This is a genomic window from Oceanimonas marisflavi (assembly GCF_003049725.1).
In the GTDB taxonomy this organism is placed as follows: domain Bacteria; phylum Pseudomonadota; class Gammaproteobacteria; order Enterobacterales; family Aeromonadaceae; genus Oceanimonas; species Oceanimonas marisflavi.
On the sequence record NZ_QAGM01000015.1, the window covers coordinates 66,968 to 87,926 of the forward strand.

Here is a 20,959-nt window from a genome sequence, read left to right on the forward strand (position 1 = left end):
GGGCCTGCCCCATGAAACTTTCCCAGCTCAATGCCTTCAAGGCCATTGTGGAATGCCAGACCGTTACCGCCGCCGCGGAGCGGCTCAACCTCAGCCAGCCGGCGGTGAGCCGCTTGCTGGCGGCGCTGGAGCAGCGGCTGGGATTTCAGCTGTTTGTGCGTAAGGGCAACCGCCTGCAGCTCAGCGACGACGGCGAGGCCTTTTATCTGGAAGTGGCCCGGGCCTTTGAAGCCTTCTCCGGCCTGGATCAGGCCGCCGCATCCATTCGCGAGCATCGTTTTGGCCGCCTCAATATGGCCGCCATGCCGCTGCTGTCCGGTGCTTTTCTGCCCCGCACCCTGGCGCGGTTTTTACGCCAGGCGCCGCAAATGAAGGTGTCCCTCAAGACTTTCCGCTCGGAAGAGGTAATGCACAGGGTGCAGAGTCAGACCCTGGATATCGGTTTTGCCTTTGTTGATGCGCCCCTGGCCGGCGTTAATGCCCGCCGGGTGAAATGCGAGTCGGTCTGTCTGTTACCCGCCTCTTCCCCCCTGGCGGAAAAAACCTGTATAGATGTATCCGATCTCGCCGAATCGCCGCTGATCCGCCACGAAAAGGACATCAGCCAGCGCAAGATAGACGCCCTGCTGCGTCGCTACCAGCTGAACCTGACCGAACATATTGAGGTGTCCCTGGCCACCTCGGCGGCCGAGCTGGTGCGGGAAGGTCTGGGCGTGGCCATTACCGATCCCTTTACCGCCCGCATTGCCAGCGAGCAGCAAGCCGTGCTGACCCGGCCCCTGGCGTTTTCGCTGCCCTTTGAGTTCGACATTCTGTTTCCGGCACTGCGGCCCGCCAAGCGTTATGCCGAGCGCTTTGTGGAGGCGTTTGCCGGCCTCGCCACCGAGATGAACATTGAGCTGCGTATCGATCCCATGCTATCCCTGCAGGATCAAATGTGATAAAGATCTCACTTTTTATGCCATGCCTCGGCGCCGCATCATTCAATTAACAACTTAATCATCAGTTAATTACATCACTCCTTCGGTCCGACCATGCGTTTTTGTAATACTTGGAAACGGGCCGGGCATTATTCCGCGCTCATGGTTTTTTCTAGTCTGGCGGCATTCGTCATACACAGAGGTAACCACCATGAGCTTGCGTGTTTCCGTTATCGGCTCCGGCAATGCCGGCCTGACCGCCGCCTACCATTTTTCCCTGCTGGGCGCGAATGTGTGCCTCTATGGCGCTCCCGGCTTTGATCAGCCGCTTGCCGACATCGCCGAACGCGGCGGCATTGAAGCCCTGGCCGAGTTCAACGGCGTGGCGCTGGAATTTGCCGGGGTTCAGCCCATTCACACCCTGAGCCGGGATCTGGCCGAGACGGTGGCCTTTGCCGATGTGCTGGTGCTGCCGGTGCCGTCCTTTGCCCAGGAGCCGCTGTTCCGGGCCATGCTGCCGCACCTGAAAAATGGCCAGACCCTGATGCTGATGCCGGGCAACTACGGCTCGCTGGTGTTTGATCGCCTGCGCCGGGAGCAGGGCCATGACAGCCTCGACGTGACCCTGGTGGACGCCATTTCCATTCCCTGGGCCACCCGCATCGTGGGCCCGGCCCAACTGGCCATTCTGGGCATGAAGGAGCAGCTGCCGGTGGCCGCCCTGCCCGCCAGCCGCACCCGGCAGGCCATTGAGCAGCTGCAGCCGCTGATGCCGCTGCCGCTCACCGCCCTCGACAACGTGATTGCCGCCGGTCTGGAAAACATCAACTTTGGTGGTCATCCCCTGCTCACCACCCTCAACATGGGCCTGCTGGAAAACTTCAACGGCCAGTACAACTACTACAAGGACTGCTGTTCACCGGCCACCGCCCGCGCCGCGGCGGTGATGGAGCAAGAGCGGCTGGCGGTGGGCCGGGCCCTTGGGTTGTCGCTGAAAACCGAGCTGGAGGCCATGAACAGCCTCTATGGCCTCAACGCCGGCAGCGTGTATGAGCTTAACCGCACGTCGGAAACCCACGGCAAGCTCAACAGCGCACCCAAATCCTCCCAGGATCGCTACATCACCGAAGACGCTGCCTTTTTGCTGGTGCCCTGCTTTGAGCTGGGCCGGCTGGCCGGGGTGCGCACGCCCCTGGTGGAGTCCTGCCTGCATATCGATAACGCCTATAACGATACCGACTATTTCAGCAACGGACGCACCCTGGAAAAAATGGGCCTGACCGGTAAATCGGTTCAGGAAATCATGGCTATCGTGGCCTGATCCTGCGCGGCGAAAACCCGGTTTTCGCCGCCGGTCACCACCCATCAATAAGGACATTCCCATGACCAAAATAAAGTTCCCCTCTGCCTGCACCATACTGTTCTTTCTGACCATCATCATGGCCGTGCTCACCTGGGTGGTGCCCGCCGGCCAGTACCAGATGACCAAGAACGAAGAGCTGGGCCGCATGGTGCCCAAGGTGGGCACCTATGAAGCGACAGACGCCAACCCACAGGGCATTTTTGAGGTGTTGATGGCTCCGGTGCAGGGCTTTTATGATCCTGCCAGCTACGTGGCCCGGGCTGCGGATGTGGCGCTGTTTGTGCTGGTGATCGGCGGTTTTCTCGGGGTCATGACCCGCACCGGCGCCATTGACGCCGGCATCAACGCCAGCATGACCCGGCTCCAGGGCCGGGAAAAATGGATGATCCCCCTGCTGATGGGCCTGTTTGCCCTTGGCGGCACCGTCTATGGCGCCGCCGAGGAAACCCTGCCATTTTACGCCCTGCTGATCCCGGTGATGATCGCCGCCGGCTACGACAGCGTGGTGGGCGTGGCCGTTATCATGATCGGCGCCGGCATCGGCTGCCTGGGCTCCACCATCAATCCCTTTGCCACCGTGATCGCTTCCAACGCCGCCGAAATCAGCTTTATGGACGGCATTGGCCTGCGCCTGGCCATTTTGCTGCTGGGCTGGCTGGCCTGCGTGATCTACGTAATGCGCTATGCGGAAAAGGTAAAACGGGATCCGTCCCGCTCCGTGGTGGCCCACCAGAAGGAAGAAAACGAACGCCACTTTCTGGGCGGCAAGGATCAGCAGGTTCCGGCCCTGACCGGCAGGCACAAGCTTATTCTCGCCATTTTTGCGGTGTCGTTCGGCGTCATGATCTGGGGCGTGTCGGCGGGCGGCTGGTGGATGGCCGAGCTGTCGGCGCTGTTTATCGGCGCCAGCATAGTGGTGGGCCTGGTGGGGCGGCTGTCGGAAGCCGATCTGACCGGCAGCTTTATCGACGGCGCCCGGGATCTGGTGGGTGTGGCGCTGATCATCGCCATTGCCCGGGGTCTGGTGGTGGTGATGGACAACGGCAATATCACCCACACCATACTGCACTACGCCGAGGGGATGCTGGCGGATCTGCATCAGGTGGCCTTTATCAACGCCATTTACTGGATAGAAGCCTTTATGAGCCTGATTGTGCCCTCGTCGTCCGGCCTGGCAGTGTTGTCCATGCCCATTCTAGCGCCCCTGGCCGACTTCTCCGGCGTGAGCCGGGAGCTGGTGGTCACCGCCTACCAGTCCGCTTCAGGTCTGCCCAACCTGATCATGCCCACCTCCGGCATCGTGATGGGCGCGCTGGCCATTGGCCGGGTCTCTTTCGGCGCCTGGCTGAAGTTTATCGGCCCACTGCTGATCATGCTCAGCGCCATGGTGATGGCCCTGCTCAGCCTGGGGGTGATGATCGCCTGAGGCTGAAATCAGGCAACAAAAAAGGCCGGTGAGCACTGCTCACCGGCCTTTTTATTTACATGGGCTGGTTACTTTGCTTTTTGCTCGTCGGCGATGCAGGCCGCGGCGGTAAACAGCACGTCGGTGGAGCTGTTCAGGCCGGTTTCGGCAGAGTCCTGCAGCACACCGATAATAAAGCCCACGGCCACCACCTGCATGGCGATGTCGTTGGGAATGCCGAACAGGCTGCAGGCCAGGGGGATCAGCAGCAGCGAGCCGCCGGCCACGCCGGAAGCACCACAGGCGGATACCGCCGCCACCACGCTCAGCAGCAGGGCGGTCATGAGATCCACCTCAATGCCCAGCGTATGCACCGCAGCCAGAGTGAGCACGGTAATGGTGATGGCGGCGCCGCCCATGTTGATGGTGGCCCCCAGGGGAATGGACACCGAGTAGGTGTCTTCATGCAGCTTGAGCTTTTTGCACAGCTCCATGTTCACCGGAATGTTGGCGGCGGAGCTGCGGGTAAAGAAGGCGGTCACGCCGCTTTCACGCAGGCACTGCAGCACCAGCGGATAGGGGTTGCGGCCAATTTTCAGGTACACCAGCACAGGGTTGACCACCAGGGCGATAATCATCATGGCGCCAAGCAATACCGCCAGCAATTGCGCATAACCCCAGAGGGCATCAAAGCCGGTGCTGGCAATGGTGTTGGCCACCAGACCAAAAATACCCAGCGGCGCCAGCCGGATCACAAACTTCACAATGGCCGACACACCCATGGACAGATCGTTCAGCAGGGTCTTGGTGCTGTCGCCGGCATGATGGAACGCCAGCCCCAGGCCCACGGCCCAGGCCAGCACACCGATAAAGTTGCCGGTCAGCAGGGCGTTGACCGGGTTATCGACAATATTGAACACCAGGGTCTGCAGCACCTCGCCAATGCCCTCCGGGGGTGAGGCTTCGCCGCCGTGGCTGGCCAGCACCAGCTCGGTGGGAAAGGCAAAGCTCAGCAGCACGGCGGTGAGCGCCGCGGCAAAGGTGCCCAGCAGATAGAGATAGAGAATGGGCTTGATGCTGGTCTGCTCGCCTTTCTTGTGATTGGCGATGGACGACATCACCAGCACAAACACCAGCACCGGGGCGACGGCCTTGAGCGCGCCCACAAACAGGCTGCCAAGCAGGCCGGCCGACTCGGCGGCAGAAGGGGCCAGCATCGCCAGCAGGGCACCGGCCACAATGCCGATCAGAATTCGGGTTACCAGGCTGCCGCCATAGACCATGCGCAGCATAAGGGGTTGTGTTTGGTTCATAGTCATCCTTTGATGGTGAAAAATCCATCTCATACGCTAAAGACAGGGCAACTTTATAGCAGATAAATCCAGCTAAAAACCACAAAGGCGAATTTTTGTAACGCAAAGCACAGCTTCTGTCATACAAACCGCCAATAAAATTGTCGTTTGGCTCCTTTACAGCACCGCCTGCTAGGCTATAAACACGCTTTCGCGCCGCCATAAAAGGACTCTTATGCGCTCGCTGCTTTCCCTGCTGATGCTGTTTATTGTGCTGCCTGCGGCGGCTCAGGTTTCGACTTCAAAGCAAGTGCCCGCCGCCCTGCAACCCTGGGAAGAATGGGTGCTGCACGGTGAGACTCAAATCCGCTGCCCGCTGTTGTACCGGCAAGACACCGAGCGCCGCTGCGCCTGGCCGGGCCGGCTGACGCTTGCCCTCAGCGACAGTGGCGGCCGTTTTGAGCAGGGCTGGCAGCTGTATGAAGCCGCCGACATTCCCCTGCCCGGCAGCCTGGAGCACTGGCCTCAGCAAATCACCGTTAACGGCGAGCCGGCCATGGTGGCTGAGCGCAAGGGCCGGCCCCTGCTCAGTCTGCCCGCCGGTGAATACCGGGTGCAGGGCGGCTGGCAATGGACCCGGCTGCCGGTCAGCCTGCAGCTGGACACCGGTACCGGCCTGCTGGCGCTCAGCCTCAATGGTCAGGCCGTGGCCAGCCCCGAGCTGGATAAACAGGGCCGGTTATGGCCGGGCCGGCGCAGCCAGGCCCAGACGCCCGTGACCAACACTCTGGATATGAAGGTGTATCGCCATATCGCCGACGATATACCGCTGCGGGTGAACACCCGCATTGAGCTGAACGTGGCCGGCGAGCCCAGAGAGCTGCTGCTGGGTCCGGCCCTGCTGCAGGATCATATTCCACTGGCGCTCAACAGCCCCCTGCCCGCCCGGCTGGAGCCGGACGGCCGCCTGCGCATTCAGGCGCGTCCGGGCCGCTGGCAGCTGCATCTGGCCAGCCGTCACCCCGGTCAGGTCAATCAGCTGATCCTGCCCGCCATTCCCGCTCCCTGGCCTGAACAAGAAGTCTGGGCGGTGCAGGCCTATCCACAGCTGCAGCTGACGGAAATTTCCGGCCCTGTGACGGTGGATGCGGGCCAGAGCGGCCTGCCGCCCCGGTGGCAGTCACTGCCCGCCTTTCTGATGACGCCGGGCAGCACCATGGCCTTCAAGGTGCTGCGCCGGGGCAATCCGGCCCCCGAGCCCGGTCAGCTGGCCCTGCGCCGGGAGCTTTGGCTGGACTTTGACGGTGGCGGTTACACCCTGAAGGACGTCTTTACCGGCACCCTTGCGCACAACATGCGGCTCAATACTTCCCTGGCCCTGGGCCGGGTGGCGGTCAATGGCGAGCCGCGGCTGGTCACGCAACTCGCCGATGGCCAGCCCGGCGTGGAGCTGCGGCCGGGCCCGCTGGATCTGCTGGCCGACAGCCGGTGGGAAGGCAACACCGGCACCCTGCCGGCGGTGGGCTGGACGCTCACGGTACAGGAGTTAAGCAGCCGGCTGCACCTGCCGCCGGGCTGGAGCCTGCTGGCCGCCTTTGGCATGGACAACACCCCGCAAACCTGGCTGCAACGCTGGACCCTGCTGGACTTGTTTCTGGTGCTGATCGCCGCCGTGGCGGCATACCGGCTGTGGGGCTGGCACTGGGGCCTGCTCACCCTGATCACTCTGGGACTTATCTGGCACCAGCCTTCCGGAGTGGGACCGCCCCGCTGGATCTGGCTGCATCTGCTGGCGGCCTGCGCCCTGCTGAAGGCGCTGCCCGCCGGCAGACTGCACCACTGGGTGGCGGGCTACCGGCTGCTGGCGTTGTTGGTGCTCACTCTCATTGCCATTCCCTTTATGGTGGACGAGCTCCGCACCGCCTTCTATCCGCAGCTGGCGCGACCGGGTGCGGTGGCCCCCGCCGCCGTGGCCAGCAGCCCGCATCAGGCCAGAACCGAACTGGAAGCCAAGGCAGAAGCCATGGGGGATGACGTCATGACATTATCGGGGGCTCCCTCACGGGAGCCCGGAACCCTGCCCCGGCTGGATCCGAATGCCCTTGTGCAAACCGGCCCCGGTCTGCCGGACTGGCAGTGGCGCAGTGTGGAGCTCGGCTGGAATGGCCCGGTCACGCCTGCGCAACCACTGCGGCTGGTGCTGCTCTCGCCCACGGTCAATACCCTGCTTAACCTGCTGCGGGTGGCGCTGCTGTGCCTGCTGGTGCTGCGCATGGCCGGCATGAGTGTCAGCCGGAGCAAGGGGCTGCATTTGCAACAAACACTGTGGAGCTGGCTGCCCGCCCTGCTGGTGCTGCCACTGCTCACCGTCACCCCCGGGGCCCGGGCCGAGTTCCCTTCACCCGAGCTGCTGAATGAGCTTAAAACCCGGCTGACCGCACCGCCCGAGTGCCTGCCCGAGTGTGCGCTTACTTCCAACATGCAGCTGGACGCCACAAGGGAGCAACTGACGCTCACCCTGACTATTCATACTCACACCAGCCTGGCCGTGCCCCTGCCGGCCCAGCATCATGCCTGGCTGCCAGAGCGGGTATGGCTGAACGGCGCTCCCGCAGACGGGCTGTGGCGCAATGACCAGGGAATACTGCATTTGCCCCTGCCGGTCGGCATTCACAACATAGAGCTCGCCGGCCCGTTGCCGGCGCAGGACCGGCTGCAGCTGCCCCTGCCGCTGCCGCCCAAACGAGTGGAAGCCCGGCTTGAGGGCTGGCGGCTGCAGGGGGTAAACGAAAACGGTGTGCCCGAAGGCCGGCTGCAGCTCACGCGGCTGGCCGCCGACGGCAAGCCGGAAAACGCCGGCCTGAAGCCCGGCGTGCTGCCGGACTTTGCGCAACTGATCCGCACCCTGCAGCTGGGGCTGGACTGGCGGGTGGACAACCAGCTGGTGCGCCAGAACGACACCGAACGGGCTCTGCGCCTTGAAGTGCCGCTGCTTCCCGGTGAGTCGGTGCTTACCGACGGCATCAGGGTGGAAAACGGCAAGGCACAGATCAGCCTGGCCGCCGGCCAGCGCCAGCTAAGCTGGCAGTCGGCGCTGGCGCGGGTTGACTCACTCACCCTTGAGGCACCGCAAACTCAAGGCTGGACCGAAACCTGGCGGCTGAATGCCAGCCCCATCTGGCATGTGAACAGCACCGGGCTGGCTCCGGTGCACCCTCAGGGAAGCGCCCTGCCCGAATGGCGGCCCTGGCCCGGCGAGCAGCTCACCCTTGCCATTGCCCGGCCAGCCGCCGTGCCCGGAAGCACGCTCACTCTGGATGCCAGCACCCTTGAAGTACAGCCCGGCAAGCATGCCACCGATGCTCACCTGGAACTGACCCTGCGCAGCAGCCAGGGCGACCAACACAGCCTGCAACTGCCCGAGGGCGCCGAGCTGCAGTCGGTGGCCATCAACGGCCGCACCCTGCCCCTGCGCCTGAGCGAGCAGACACTGACCCTGCCGCTGACGCCCGGCACCCAAAGCGTGCGCATCCACTGGCGGCAGACGCCGGGCATTGGCACTGTGTTCACCACACCCGGGGTCAGTCTCAACAACGACAGCGTCAACCATCGCATTGCGCTCACCCTGGGCCAGGATCGCTGGGTGCTGTTTGCCGGCGGCCCAAGACTGGGGCCGGCGGTACTATTCTGGAGCCTGGTGGCCATTACCGTGCTGCTGGCGGCGGGACTGGCGCGGCTGCCACTGACCCTGCTGCGCTTTCATCACTGGCTGCTGCTGGGACTGGGCCTGACTCAGGTGCCGCTGTGGATGGCCGCCACCGTGGTGCTCTGGCTGCTGGCTCTGGGGCTGCGTGAACGCTGGCGGCACCAGCAGGCCGGGGGCTGGTTCAATCTCGCGCAAATTGGCCTGGTGCTGCTCACCCTGTTGGCGCTGGGTTATTTGTTCCATGCCATTCAGCAGGGCCTGCTGGGTCTGCCCGATATGCAGATAGCCGGCAACGGCTCCTGGGGGAACCGGCTGAACTGGTATCAGGATCGCACCGAAGCCACCTTGCCCACCGGCTGGGTACTGTCGGTGCCGCTGCTGGTTTACCGGCTGCTGATGCTGGTGTGGGCGCTGTGGCTGGCCTTTGCCCTGCTCGGCTGGCTGCGCTGGGGCTGGCTAAGCTTTACCCGCGATGGACTGTGGCGACCGCTACAGTTACTGAAACGGAGCGACAAGACGCCCTGGAAAACGCCAAAAGCCCCGGAATAGGGTTCAGATGAGATCTGCCATGGGGTACCCTTAATCCTGTATTCAATAAAGGTGCCCCCATTTCGCCGAACGAGGATCAACATCATGAAAAAGTTGCTGGCTTCGGCCATGTTTACCCTGTCTGCCGCCCTTGCCCTGCCGGCCATGGCGGCGGACCCCATAGTGGTATCGTCCAAAATCGACACCGAAGGCGGCCTGCTCGGCAACCTGATCTATCAGGCCCTGAACAACGCCGGTCTGGAAGTGGAAAACCGCAGCCAGCTGGGCGGTACGCCCATCGTGCGCAAGGCCATTATCGCCGGTGAAATCGATATCTACCCGGAGTACACCGGCAACGCCGCCTTTTTTCATCAGAAAGAAGACAGCGACGCCTGGAAGCACTTTGACGATGGCTATGCCCTGGCCAGGCAGCTGGATTACGACGCTCATCAGCTGGTGTGGCTGACCCCGGCCAACGCCAACAACACCTGGGCCATTGCCGTGCGCCAGGAAATTGCCGGCCCCAATAACCTGGCCACCATGTCGGATTTTGGCCGCTATGTGAGCGCAGGCGGCGAGATCAAGCTGGCGGCCTCGGCGGAGTTTGTGTCCAGCCCCGCCGTGCTGCCCGCCTTTCAGCAGACCTACGGCTTTAAGCTGAACGACGACCAGCTGCTGGTGCTTTCCGGCGGCAACACCGCCGCCACCATCAAGGCCGCCGCCCTGCAAACCGACAATACCAATGCCGCCATGGTCTATGGCACCGACGGCGCCATCGCCTCCGTGGGTCTGGTAGTGATGGACGACGACAAGGGTGTGCAGCCGGTCTACGCCCCCGCCCCCATAGTGCGGGAAAGCGTGCTCAAGGCGTACCCGGAGATCGCCGGCATTCTGGAGCCGGTGTTTCAGTCCCTGGACGTGAAAACCCTGCAAACCCTTAACAGCCGCATCGCCATCGGCGGTGAAAGCGCCGAAGCCGTGGCCGCCGATTACCTGGCGGGCCTGACCCAGGACTGATGGAATAACTGGAGCGCGGGCTGCCAGCCCGCATTAGCGCCGTCAGGCGCTCAACAGGTTGCCGCTGCGCGGCAAATTGCGGACAGGCTGTCCGCGCTCCATGTTTTCAGCCATTTAAGGAGTGTGTTTGACCTTACCCAAACCCGACAAGGTCGGCGGCCTGCTGGCGGCGGCGCTGGTGCTCAGCCTGCTGGCGCTGCCCTTTGTCGGCCTGCAACCCAACCGTATTTTGCCCGGCGAGGCCCTGAGTCTGCTGAATTCAGCAGGTATCACCGGCTTATGGCCGCTGCTGTTGCTGCCCCTGTGCCTGACTAACCGTGCCTTGCCCCTGCGGCTGTTGCTCACCACCGCCGCTCTGCCGCTGCTGCTTTATACCGCCGGTCACACCGCCACCGCCCTGCTGGAAAATGCCGGCCCCCTGGCCCGGGTCTCGCTGGGTGCCGGTTTCTGGCTGGCCCTGTTCTGGCTGTGCCTGCTGATCACCGACACCGCCCTGCGGCTGAAGCTCGGGCCATTGTCCCGGCTGGCGCTGGTGGTCGCCCTTACCGCTGCCGTAGTGGCGCTGCTGGCCGCAGGCCGTTGTGACGATCTGTCGTTGCTCAGAGAGTTTCACAACCGCAGCGACTTCTGGCGGCAGGGCCTGCGCCATCTGCAGCTGGCCCTGGGCAGCATGGTGCCGGCGGTGCTGGCAGGCATTCCGCTGGGGGTAGCCTGCCATCGCTCGCCGGGACTACGGGCGGCGCTGTTTCCGGTGCTCAATATTTTGCAGACAGTGCCAAGCCTCGCCATGTTTGGCCTGCTGATGGTGCCGCTCAGCCTGCTGGCCACCGCATACCCCTGGCTGGGTGAGCTGGGCATTCGCGGCATCGGCGCGGCCCCGGCGGTGATCGCCCTGTTTCTGTATTCGCTGCTGCCCATCGTCAGCAACACGGCACTGGGTTTTGACCGGGTGGATGCCAGCATACGCGAGGCGGCCACCGCCATGGGCATGAGCCGCCGCCAGCGGCTGTGGCAGGTGGAGTTTCCCCTGGCCATGCCGGTGATCCTGAGCGGCCTGCGGGTGGTGGTGACCCTCAATATCGGTCTGGTGGCGGTGGCGGCCCTGGTGGGCGGCGGCGGCTACGGCACCTACATCTTTCAGGGGCTGGGCCAGACCGCCACCGATCTGGTGATCCTCGGTGCCCTGCCCACCCTGCTGCTGGCGTTTCTGGCCGCCATGCTTATCGATACCCTGATCGCCCTGCAACAAGGCACTCGCGAATGATTGAAGTACAACACCTGAGCAAACGGTTCGGACAGCAACTTGCGGTAAAGGATCTGTCGTTCAAGGTGGACAGCGGCAACGTCTGCACCCTGGTGGGCACCTCCGGCTGCGGCAAGTCCACCACCCTGCGCATGCTCAACCGGCTGATTGAACCCAGTGAAGGCGAGATTTTTATTCAGGGGCAAAACGTCACCACCCTTCCCGCCGAGCAGCTGCGCCGGCGCATTGGTTACGCCATTCAGGGGGTGGGACTGTTTCCGCACCAGACCATTGCCCGCAACATTGCCACCGTGCCGCGTCTGCTGGGCTGGAGCAAAACCGACATCGACGCCCGGGTAAGCGAGCTGCTGAGCCTGTTCCACCTCGATCCCGCCACCTTTGCCGGCAAATACCCGCACCAGTTGTCCGGCGGCGAGCAGCAGCGGGTGGGCGTGGCCCGGGCGCTGGCGGCTCACCCTGAGCTGCTGCTGATGGACGAACCCTTTGGCGCCCTGGATCCGCTCACCCGGGAACACCTGCAGAACGAGCTGCTGCATATTCAGCAGCTGCTGGGCATTACCATCATCATGGTGACCCACGATCTGGAAGAAGCCATTAAAATGGCCGACGTGATTGCGGTGATGGACAAGGGCGAAATACTGCAGATGGACACCCCCGACGCCCTGCTGCGCCACCCCAGGCCGGGCTTTGTGCAAAATCTGGTGGGTGGCCAGGACAGATCCCTGCGGCTGCTGGCCACCCAGACCCTGGCGAAGATAATGACCCCGGTTACTCAGCCCTGTGATCCTGCCATGAGCGCCGGCACCAGCCTGCGGGACGCCCTGGCCGAACTGCTCTGGCAGGGCGCCGACCGGCTGACGGTGGTGGATGACGCCGGCCAGCCCGTGGGCGAAGTGACCCTGAACGAGCTGCTGAAACGGGGAGCCGGAACATGAGCCGCACACTGGGCTGGCTGATCCCCGGGCTGTTGCTGGCCCTGCTTACCCTGAATATGGAGGCGCTGGCCCCGCTGTTTCGCCCCTTGGTCAACGCCCCCGCGCCGGCCATTTATGCCCGCGACAGCTTTGCCCATCTGCTGGGCTGGCACGCCCTGGCGGTGTTTGCCGCCATTGCCGCCGCCACCCTGCTGGCGCTGGGGGCCGCTATTGCCGTGACCCGGTCGGCAGGCCGTGCCTTTTTCCCGCTGGCCCGGGCCGTGGCCAACCTGGGGCAGACCTTTCCCCCGGTGGCCGTGCTGGCGCTGGCGGTACCGGCGCTGGGGTTTGGCCTCACCCCCACCCTGGTGGCCCTGCTGCTCTACGGCATGCTGCCGATCTTTGAAAACGCCGTGACCGGGTTGCAGCAAATTCCCGCCAGCGTGCGCGAGGCCGCCAGGGGCATGGGCATGACGCCCTTACAGCAACTGTGGCGGGTGGAGCTGCCCCTGGCCCTGCCCACGATGGTGGCGGGCATTCGCATTTCGCTGATCATCAGCATAGGCACCGCCACCATTGGCTCCACGGTGGCGGCCAAGGGCTTTGGCGAGGTGATCATTGCCGGGCTGCTCACCGACAACCTGGCCTTTGTGCTGCAGGGCGGCATTATGGTGGCGCTGATGGCCATGGTGCTCGACGCCCTGCTCCGCCGCCTGGAGCAACGGCTGACGCCGCCGGGCGGGTGAAGGATCGGAGCGCAGGCTGCCAGCCTGCATTAGCGCCGCCAGGCGCTCAAAGGTTGCCGCTGTGCGGGATATATTCGAGGACTGGAGGCCGTAGGTTGGCGATGAGCGCAGCGAATCCCAACATTCCACAGCCGCCTGCGTGTTGGAATTCGCTTCGCTCATTCGCAACCTACCACTGACCGCTCCCCGGAGGGGCAAGTCCCAGATGCTCCCGCAGGGTGCTGCCTTCATACTCGGTGCGGAACAGGCCGCGGCGTTGCAGCTCGGGCACCACCTGCTCCACAAAGTCCTCAATGCCGGCGGGCAGTGAGGGCGGCATCAGGTTAAAGCCGTCTGCGCCCTCGTTGCGAAACCACTGCTCCATGCGGTCGGCAATCGACTCGGGCGTGCCCACCATGGTGCAGTGGCCGCCGCCGGCGGCAAGCCGGCCCAGCAGCTGGCGCACCGTGGGCTGCTCGGTCTCGATAATGCGCAAAATGGTGGCGTAACGGCCCTTGGGGCCGGTGAACACATCCAGGGACGGCAGCGCCGGCACGGGGGCGTCCAGCTCCCAGCCGGAGCAGTCCTGTCCCACATAGGTGCCGAGCTGGCGCAGGGAGGCGTCGGCGGGCAGCAGCTCGTCCAGCTCCCGCTGCTTGGCCCTGGCCTCGGCCTCGGTGGAAGCCACATAGGTCACCAGTCCGGGCATGATGGGCACATCCACAGTGCGGCCCGCCTCCTTCACCCGGCGCTTGATGTCACGGTAATAGTCCTGGGCTGCAGGCAGATCGTAGGCCACGGCATAAATGGCCTCAGCGCACTTGGCCGCCAGCGCCCGGCCCTGCTCCGAGGCACCGGCCTGAAACAACACCGGATGGCCCTGAGGCGGGCGCGGCACATTGAGCGGGCCGTCCACCAGAAAGAACTCGCCCTGGTGGTTGATGGGGTTCACCTTGTCGGGATCGGCATACTGGCCGGCGCGATCCATCACCAGGGCATCTGCCTGCCAGGAGTCCCACAGTTTAATCACCGCGTCCACAAACTCCTCGGCCCGACGGTAACGCTCGGCGTGAGCCGGCATCGACTCGTAGCCGTGGTTGCGGGCTTCCGCGTCGAACATGGAGGTGACCACGTTCCAGCCCATGCGGCCGCTGGAGATATGATCCAGCGAGGCCATCATGCGCGCGGCATGAAACGGGGTGAAAAAGGTGCTGGAGACGGTGCTGATAAAGCCGATGCGGTCCGTGGCCCGGCTCATGGCCGCCATGGCGGTGAGCGGCTCCAGAAACCAGTAGCTGCCGTCCGCCACATTGCCGTTGGACTGGCCGTCGGCAAAGAACACGGCGTCCAGCTTGCCGCGCTCGGCGGTTTGCGCCAGCCGCTCGTAATAGCGAATGTCCCCCAGCTGCTCCACCGCGGAATTGGGGTGCCGCCAGGCGGCCCTGTGGTGGCCGCACCCGAACAGAAACAGGTTCAGGTGCATCATGCGTTCGTTCATGCTCATCAGTTTTTCACCAGACCGCCGTCCACCACCAGATTCTGACCGGTGACCGAGCGGGACCAGGGCGAGGCGAAGAACAGGGTGGCGTCGGCAAATTCCGCCGGTGTGGTCACCCGGCGCAGCGGGGTGCTGGCGGCGATATAGTCAAACACCGCTTCCGGGGTGGCGGCAGAGGCATCCGTGGTGCGCAACAGGCCGCCGGACACCATGTTCACGGTAATGCCGTCCGGGCCCAGATCCTGAGACAGGGTGCGGGTCAGCGACAGCAGCGCGGCCTTGGCGGCGGTGTAGTCGTGATAGGGCACCACAGGGTTCTGAAACAGGTTGGTACCCACGTTGATGATGCGGCCAAAGCCGGTTTTGCGCATGCCGGCCAGGGCGGCACGAGTGGTGTTGAGGGCACCGCCCACCACGCCTTCCAGCTGTTGATTAAGGTGCTCCCAGCCCAGATCATTGGCGTGAGTGCGGGCGTCACCGTTAAAGGAGAACGCCGGCAGAGCGTTGTTGATTACAGTAGTAACCGGGCAGCCGAAATGGGCCTCGGCCTGGTCAAACATGGCCTGCACGGCGGCGGCATCGGTCACATCGGCCTGCACCGCCAGCGCCTGCTCCGGGGCCTCGGCCGCCAGTTTCTGCGCCGCTTCGGCGCTGTTCAGGTAGTTGATCACCACTTTGGCACCCTCGCGCAGAAAGGCGCGCACCAGATGTTCGCCCAGGCCGCGGGCACCGCCGGTGACCAGCACCAGTTGTTCGTTCAGCTTGATGGAAGTTTGCATGACTACCTCGATAGTGAGGCGAAGGCATGATGCGGCAGCAATGGCCCTTGGCCGGCAGGCTGACATCCCTTCGCCAGTATGAACTGGATCAGGTTCAACGGGTGTTATCTCAGCCCCGCATCGCAGGACACCCCGTGTCTCGGCACAGACCATAACATACCCCACAGCAAGCTGTAAGCCGTCAGCTATAAGCTGTCAGCAGCCCGAGTGGTATGAAGGATTGATATGGTGCCTGTTGCACAGTACGAACAGGCAGATTGCAATATACGCAAACACGTAAGAACAACTTAAAGCTGACAGCTGACCGCTTAAAGCTCCCATGAGTTTGGTGAAAACCGCCTTCGGGTGGATAATGAAAGCCTCGAAAGCAATGGATAACGCCGAGCCCACTATGACCACATTAACGATTACCCGCCCCGACGACTGGCACCTGCACCTGCGCGACGGTGAGCAACTGAAAGACACAGTACGCGACGCCAGCCGCTATCTGGGCCGCGCCCTCGTCATGCCCAATCTGGTACCGCCCGTCACCACCACTGCGCTTGCCAATGAATACCGCGAGCGCATTCTGGCGGTACGCCCCGAGGGCAGCAAATTCGAGCCGGTGATGAGCCTGTATCTCACCGACAAGACTGACCCCGACGAAATTCGCAAGGGCCGCGCCAGCGGCGACATTGTGGCCTGCAAACTGTATCCGGCCGGCGCCACCACCAACTCCGACTCCGGCGTGACCGATGTGAAAAACATCTACCCGGTGCTGGAAGCCATGCAGGAAACCGGCACCCTGCTGCTGGTGCACGGCGAAGTCACCGACTCCCGCATCGACATCTTTGACCGGGAAAAAGTGTTCCTCGAAACCGTGCTGCCCGACGTGGTGCGCGACTTCCCCGATCTGAAAATCGTGCTTGAGCACATCACCACCGAGCATGCGGTGAAGTTTGTGGAGCAGGCCGGCGACAACGTGGCCGCCACCATCACCGCCCATCACCTGCTGTTTAACCGCAACCACATGCTGGTGGGCGGCATTCGTCCGCACTACTACTGCCTGCCCATTCTCAAGCGCAACACCCATCAGGCAGCCCTGGTGCGTGCCGCCACCAGCGGCAGCAAGAAATTCTTTATGGGCACCGACTCGGCGCCGCACTTTCAACACCGCAAGGAAGCCGCCTGCGGCTGCGCCGGCGCCTACACCTCCCACGCCGCCGTGGAGCTGTATGCAGAAGCCTTTGAAGAAGCCGGTGCCCTCGACAAGCTGGAAGCCTTTACCAGCCACAACGGCCCCGACTTCTACGGCCTGCCCCGCAACACCGACACCATCACCCTGGTGAAGGAGTCCTGGACCGTGGGCGAAACCCTGCCCCTGGGCGGCGACCAGCTGGTGCCCATTCGCGCCGGCGAAGAAATTGGCTGGATGGTGAATTGACATCCTCCCCCACCTGATTCGGTGGGGGATTCCCGCCAGTCACCCAGCGGGGTTTCCTCGTTCAACACGCCTTCACTAGGCACGAGTCGTCGCTAGACGGCTCGTGCCCCCGCTCCAGTCGCTCCAGAGGCCAACACGGCCAGCCCGGCCGCTTTAATATTGATTGCCGCCGCCACGTCCCGATCATGGGTCGCGCCACAAGACGGGCACGACCACGACCGTACGTTCAGTGGCAGCGTGTCGTTGATGTGCCCACAGCCCTTGATCGGGCAGCGTTTCGAGCTGGGGAACCAGCGGTCGATCTGCACAACAGATCGACCCGCCCATTCCCCCTTGTACATCAACTGGCGCACAAACTCTCCCCAGTTGGCATCGGCTATCGCCTTCGCCAGCGTGGGGTGTTTCAGCATGTTCTTCACTGCAAGAGATTCAACACAGACAACTTGGTTTTCGTTAATGAGTCTGCGAGTCGCCTTGTGGGTGGCGTCTTTCCGGCAGTCTGCGATCTTGGCGTGCAGGCGGGCTACCCGTAACCGGGCTTTGGCCCGGTTACGGGAGCCTTTTGCCTTCTTCGCCAACTGGCGCTGAAGGTAGGCCAGTTTCGCGGCGTACTTTTCGGTGTACCTGAGGTTGCCGGACTTGAATCCGTCACTGGTGACGAACAGATCTTTCAGGCCCAGATCGACGCCAGTGGTCTTGGCGACCACCGGCAGGGCCTGGGTGTCAACCTCGCACAGACAGCTGACAAAGTAGCGGCCAGCGGCGTCTTTGGAGATCGTGATGGTACTTGGAATGCCGGGCAGCGCCTGCGACCAGCGTACGGCCAGCGGCTGCTTGCTCTTGGCAATGAACAACTGGCCGTCACGGTACTTGAACGCAGAGCTGGCGTAGGTGGCTGACTGGCGGCGATGTTTCTTTTTGAAAGCGGGGTATTTTGCCCTGCCTTCGAAGAAATTTTTGAAGGCGGTTTGCTGATGACGGAGGGCCTGTTGCAGTGGAACACTGCTGACCTCATTCAGCCAGTCGAACTCTTTTTTCAATGCGGTCAGCCGGGCGCTGGCGGCATTGTAGTTAATGCTCTCAGCCTCTTCGTAAAAGGCATCAGTGCGCCACTTCAGGATGGCGTTATAGACAAAACGCACACACCCAAACGTCTGAGCCAGCAAAGTCACTTGTTCAGGTGTGGGATAGAAACGGTATTTAAATGCGCATTTTGTTTTCACGCTTACAAGTGTGGCTTAATATTTGTAAAAGCGCCCTTCGGGCGCTGCGCTTATATCCCCTCCCTTTCCCCTCCGGGCGTCAGGAAGAGGTCTTAGAACCTGTTTGAGATCTTTCAACAATAACCGATACTGGGCGGATGAAACGAAAAACATACCCCAGCGATATTACGCGAGAGCAATTTGAGGCCATCAGGCCGTTATTGGAAAATGCCAGTAAGCGCACCAAGCCACGTACCGTGGACCTGTACGAGGTATGGTGCGCAGTGCTCTATCTGTTACGCACAGGCTGCCAGTGGCGGGCCCTGCCCAACGATTTTCCCCAGTGGCAAACGGTGTACTCGTATTTCTCTAAATGGCGTGCACCTGATGATCAAGGAATGAGCCTGCTGGAGCGGGCACTAAAAAAATCAGGTTGGCGTGGCCCGTACGAAACAGGGGCGCAACGCCTGCAGCACGTTCTTGATCGTGGACGCGCAGAGCGTCAAGAACACTGATAGCGCCGAGCAAAAAGGCTACGATGCGGGCAAGAAAGTATCAGGGATCAAACGGCACATTGCGGTCGATACGCAGGGGCTGCCGCATGCAGTCGCAGTGACCACAGCCAACGTAACGGATCGGAAGGGTGCACTGGCAGCCTTTGAACGGTGTCAGTCAGGGTTGGGACACGTCCAATGTGTCTTGGTGGATAGTGCCTACACCGGTAATCCGTTTGCCCAAGCTGTGCATGAGAGACTGGGAGCAACAGTTCAAGTAGCCAAGCGCAGTGAGCTGCATCGCTTTGCGGTGATCCCCAAACGTTGGGTGGTGGAACGCTCATTTGCTTGGCTGGAGAAGTGTCGAAGGTTGTGGAAGAACTGCGAGCGCAAGCTCAATACTAGCCTGCAGTTCATCCACCTTGCATTTTTGGTTCTGTTATTACGGAGATCGTAAACAGGTTCTTACACGCAATTAGATAAACCGCGGCCCCATACCGTCCCCGCGAAGGCGGGGGTCCATGTCACAGACAGCTCCGTTATCAAAACCGTGCACGTCTTCTCTGGATGCCCGTCTTCACGGGCATGACGGCATTTGAGTCATCCCCGCGCCACCCCCGCATTGACAATAAATCGCCCGCCCCTTACTCTCGCTGCACTATTCCTGGGGGAGCCCACACGGGCTGAGACTCCGCCACACCGGCGGTAACCCTTAGAACCTGATCCGGATAATGCCGGCGAAGGGAAGGACTCGCACGATCCCGCACAAACCAGATCCGCCACCCCTTTCCTTTGCTCGCGTTGCCCGGCCATTGAATGCTCACCGGAGCAAAGGGAGAACACATGCTGGACACCACCACCGCCATTTTATGGCTCTGTTTATTTGCGGCGGTTTTCGCCATACCCGGACTGCTTTACGCCCGCCGGCAAAACGACAAACCGGAAGACTTTATTGTGGCCCGCAACAGCCAGAGCGGCAGCGCCACCACGCTGACCCTGCTGGCCACCACCATGGGCACCTGGATTTTGTTCGGCCCGGCTCAGGCCGCCACCTGGGGTGGTGTGGGCGCCATTACCGGCTACGCCCTTGGGGTGCTGGCGCCCCGGCTGGTGATGATTCCCCTGGGCAAGCGCATTCGTGAGCTGATGCCCGAAGGCCATACCCTGACCGAGTTTGTAATGGGCCGTTATGGCCGGGGCATGTACGCCTTTGTGCTGGTGATCATGCTGTTCTACATGTTTATTTCCCTCACCGCCGGCCTCACCGGCATCGCCAAAATGGTGGCGCTGCTGGCACCGGTGCCGCTGTGGGCCACCGCCGGCATTGTGATGGTCGCCACCCTGATCTACACCCTGTACGGCGGTCTGAAAGTGACCATTTTCACCGACCGGGTGCAAATGCTGGTGATACTGCCCTTTTTGCTGACTTTGATCGTACTTGGCTGGCAGGCTACCGGCGGCCTGGCCCCGGCCCTGGCCGGCCTGCAGGAAAATGCTCCGCACCTGCTTGATCCGCTCGACACCACAGGGCTGAAATCCGGCCTGACCTTCTTCCTCGCCGTGGTGCTGACCGGGCTCTTCTATCAGGGCACCTGGCAACGGGTGTTTGCCGCCCGGGACAACAAGGTGATCCGCAACGGCTTTATTCTGAGCGGCGTGCTCAGCTTCCCCATCATCTTTATCATGGGTCTGTTTGGTCTGGCCTTTATCGGACTGGGCTCAAACGGTGACGGTTCGGTAGCGCTGTTCAGCGTGCTTATGCCCAACATGCCGCTGTGGTTTGCCATTGGCCTGTTGCCTTTTGGCCTGGCGCTGATCATGAGCAGCGCCGACTCCACCATCAGCGGCCTGACCAGCATACTGGTGGTGGACCTGCGCCGGCTGCTGCCCCAGACCAGCGTGCACACCCTGCTGGGCCTGTCGCGCTGGCTGATTGTACTGGTGTCCATTCCGGTGCTGTATGTAGCCTCTCAGGGCTTCAGCGTGCTGTACCTGTTTTTGCTGGCGGATCTGCTGTGCTGCGCCGCCGCCTTTCCGGTGTTTTTCGGCTTCTATAACGCCCGCTATCAGGGCTGGAACGCCATGCTCAGCACCCTGGGCGGCCTGGTGGCCGGCCTGATGCTGTTCCCGGCGCCAGGCGAGGCAGCCACTCATTTGCTGGAGTCCTTCCTGCTGGCCACCTTTGTGCCGGTGGCCATCTCCGCCCTGCTGCTGCTGGTGCCAAGCCGCCAGCCCTTTGATTTTGCCGCCCTCGCCGGCAAGGTGCGCAGCCTGGAAAGCTGAGTTCGTTTCGTCGCACCTTTTACTGACATAGTTCTCAGGTTTTAATAAAATATTCGCTCGGATTTTGAGCGAGTGAGACATGATGAAACCGACGGGAGCGGCTAAGGAATATCGTCGAGTGCTGGCGGTGCAATGGGCCGATGAGG

15 protein-coding genes and 2 riboswitches are annotated in these 20,959 nt (G+C 62.5%); of the genes, 11 read left to right on the forward strand and 4 right to left on the reverse strand.

The window, feature by feature from the left end:
* Positions 1-11 precede the first annotated feature (11 nt).
* The 3 genes from DA373_RS10810 to DA373_RS10820 all read left to right on the forward strand — a co-directional run bounded on the left by DA373_RS10810 (position 12) and on the right by DA373_RS10820 (position 3,709).
* Positions 12-941: a LysR family transcriptional regulator gene (locus DA373_RS10810; RefSeq protein WP_107852325.1), complete on the forward strand. Its 930-nt coding sequence runs from the start codon at positions 12-14 to the stop codon at positions 939-941.
* A gap of 190 nt (positions 942-1,131) precedes the next feature.
* The gene (locus DA373_RS10815; RefSeq protein ID WP_107852326.1) at positions 1,132-2,241 is read left to right on the forward strand and encodes an NAD/NADP-dependent octopine/nopaline dehydrogenase family protein; all 1,110 of its coding nucleotides are present in this window, start codon (positions 1,132-1,134) and stop codon (positions 2,239-2,241) included.
* A gap of 61 nt (positions 2,242-2,302) precedes the next feature.
* Positions 2,303-3,709, forward strand: a complete 1,407-nt coding sequence (locus DA373_RS10820) for a YfcC family protein (protein ID WP_107852327.1) — start codon at positions 2,303-2,305, stop codon at positions 3,707-3,709.
* 68 nt (positions 3,710-3,777) lie between these two features.
* Here the strand turns inward: DA373_RS10820 and sstT are convergent, their stop codons facing one another.
* A complete protein-coding gene (sstT, locus tag DA373_RS10825) occupies positions 3,778-5,001 on the reverse strand; it encodes a serine/threonine transporter SstT (RefSeq protein ID WP_107852328.1) in 1,224 nt (407 codons plus the stop codon).
* A 214-nt stretch (positions 5,002-5,215) separates the two neighbouring features.
* Here sstT and DA373_RS10830 point away from each other — a divergent pair, with 214 nt between their 5' ends.
* The 5 genes from DA373_RS10830 (at position 5,216) to DA373_RS10850 (ending at position 13,155) form a co-directional block, all read left to right on the forward strand.
* Entirely contained in the window at positions 5,216-9,235 is a 4,020-nt protein-coding gene (locus DA373_RS10830) for a hypothetical protein (protein ID WP_107852329.1), read from the forward strand.
* 84 nt (positions 9,236-9,319) lie between these two features.
* Positions 9,320-10,231: a glycine betaine ABC transporter substrate-binding protein OsmF gene (osmF, locus tag DA373_RS10835; RefSeq protein ID WP_107852330.1), complete on the forward strand. Its 912-nt coding sequence runs from the start codon at positions 9,320-9,322 to the stop codon at positions 10,229-10,231.
* Between the two features lie 127 nt (positions 10,232-10,358).
* Positions 10,359-11,495, forward strand: a complete 1,137-nt coding sequence (locus DA373_RS10840; protein WP_107852331.1) for an ABC transporter permease — start codon at positions 10,359-10,361, stop codon at positions 11,493-11,495.
* Entirely contained in the window at positions 11,492-12,430 is a 939-nt protein-coding gene (locus tag DA373_RS10845; protein WP_107852332.1) for an ABC transporter ATP-binding protein, read from the forward strand. Before DA373_RS10840 ends, DA373_RS10845 begins: the two co-directional genes overlap by 4 nt.
* Positions 12,427-13,155 (forward strand): ABC transporter permease, encoded by a 729-nt coding sequence (locus DA373_RS10850; RefSeq protein WP_107852333.1) that lies wholly within the window; start codon positions 12,427-12,429, stop codon positions 13,153-13,155. The genes DA373_RS10845 and DA373_RS10850 overlap by 4 nt, the downstream gene beginning before the upstream one ends.
* A gap of 169 nt (positions 13,156-13,324) precedes the next feature.
* Here DA373_RS10850 and DA373_RS10855 read toward each other — a convergent pair whose 3' ends face one another.
* Both DA373_RS10855 and DA373_RS10860 read right to left on the reverse strand, forming a co-directional pair.
* Positions 13,325-14,638: an LLM class flavin-dependent oxidoreductase gene (locus DA373_RS10855; protein ID WP_198650296.1), complete on the reverse strand. Its 1,314-nt coding sequence runs from the start codon at positions 14,636-14,638 to the stop codon at positions 13,325-13,327.
* Complete coding sequence (locus tag DA373_RS10860) at positions 14,638-15,411, reverse strand: 3-oxoacyl-ACP reductase (RefSeq protein WP_107852334.1); 774 nt, start codon at positions 15,409-15,411, stop codon at positions 14,638-14,640. Before DA373_RS10860 ends, DA373_RS10855 begins: the two co-directional genes overlap by 1 nt.
* A gap of 48 nt (positions 15,412-15,459) precedes the next feature.
* Positions 15,460-15,556, reverse strand: a riboswitch (TPP riboswitch).
* Between the two features lie 246 nt (positions 15,557-15,802).
* Here DA373_RS10860 and pyrC point away from each other — a divergent pair.
* On the forward strand, positions 15,803-16,834 hold the full coding sequence (gene pyrC / locus DA373_RS10865; protein ID WP_107852342.1) for a dihydroorotase: 1,032 nt from the start codon (positions 15,803-15,805) through the stop codon (positions 16,832-16,834).
* 92 nt (positions 16,835-16,926) lie between these two features.
* Here the strand turns inward: pyrC and DA373_RS10870 are convergent, their stop codons facing one another.
* Complete coding sequence (locus DA373_RS10870; RefSeq protein ID WP_107852335.1) at positions 16,927-18,057, reverse strand: RNA-guided endonuclease InsQ/TnpB family protein; 1,131 nt, start codon at positions 18,055-18,057, stop codon at positions 16,927-16,929.
* A gap of 137 nt (positions 18,058-18,194) precedes the next feature.
* Between DA373_RS10870 and DA373_RS10875 the strand changes: the two genes are divergently transcribed.
* Positions 18,195-18,987, forward strand: a protein-coding gene (locus DA373_RS10875; protein WP_107852336.1) for an IS5 family transposase whose coding sequence is annotated in 2 segments (ribosomal slippage) — positions 18,195-18,466 and positions 18,465-18,987 — 795 coding nt in all. Because the reading frame shifts where the segments join, the coding sequence is not laid out codon by codon here.
* Positions 18,988-19,186: 199 nt separating this feature from the next.
* Positions 19,187-19,293: riboswitch (TPP riboswitch) on the forward strand.
* Positions 19,294-19,373: 80 nt separating this feature from the next.
* On the forward strand, positions 19,374-20,813 hold the full coding sequence (locus tag DA373_RS10880) for a sodium:solute symporter family protein (protein ID WP_107852337.1): 1,440 nt from the start codon (positions 19,374-19,376) through the stop codon (positions 20,811-20,813).
* The last annotated feature ends 146 nt before the right edge of the window (positions 20,814-20,959 follow it).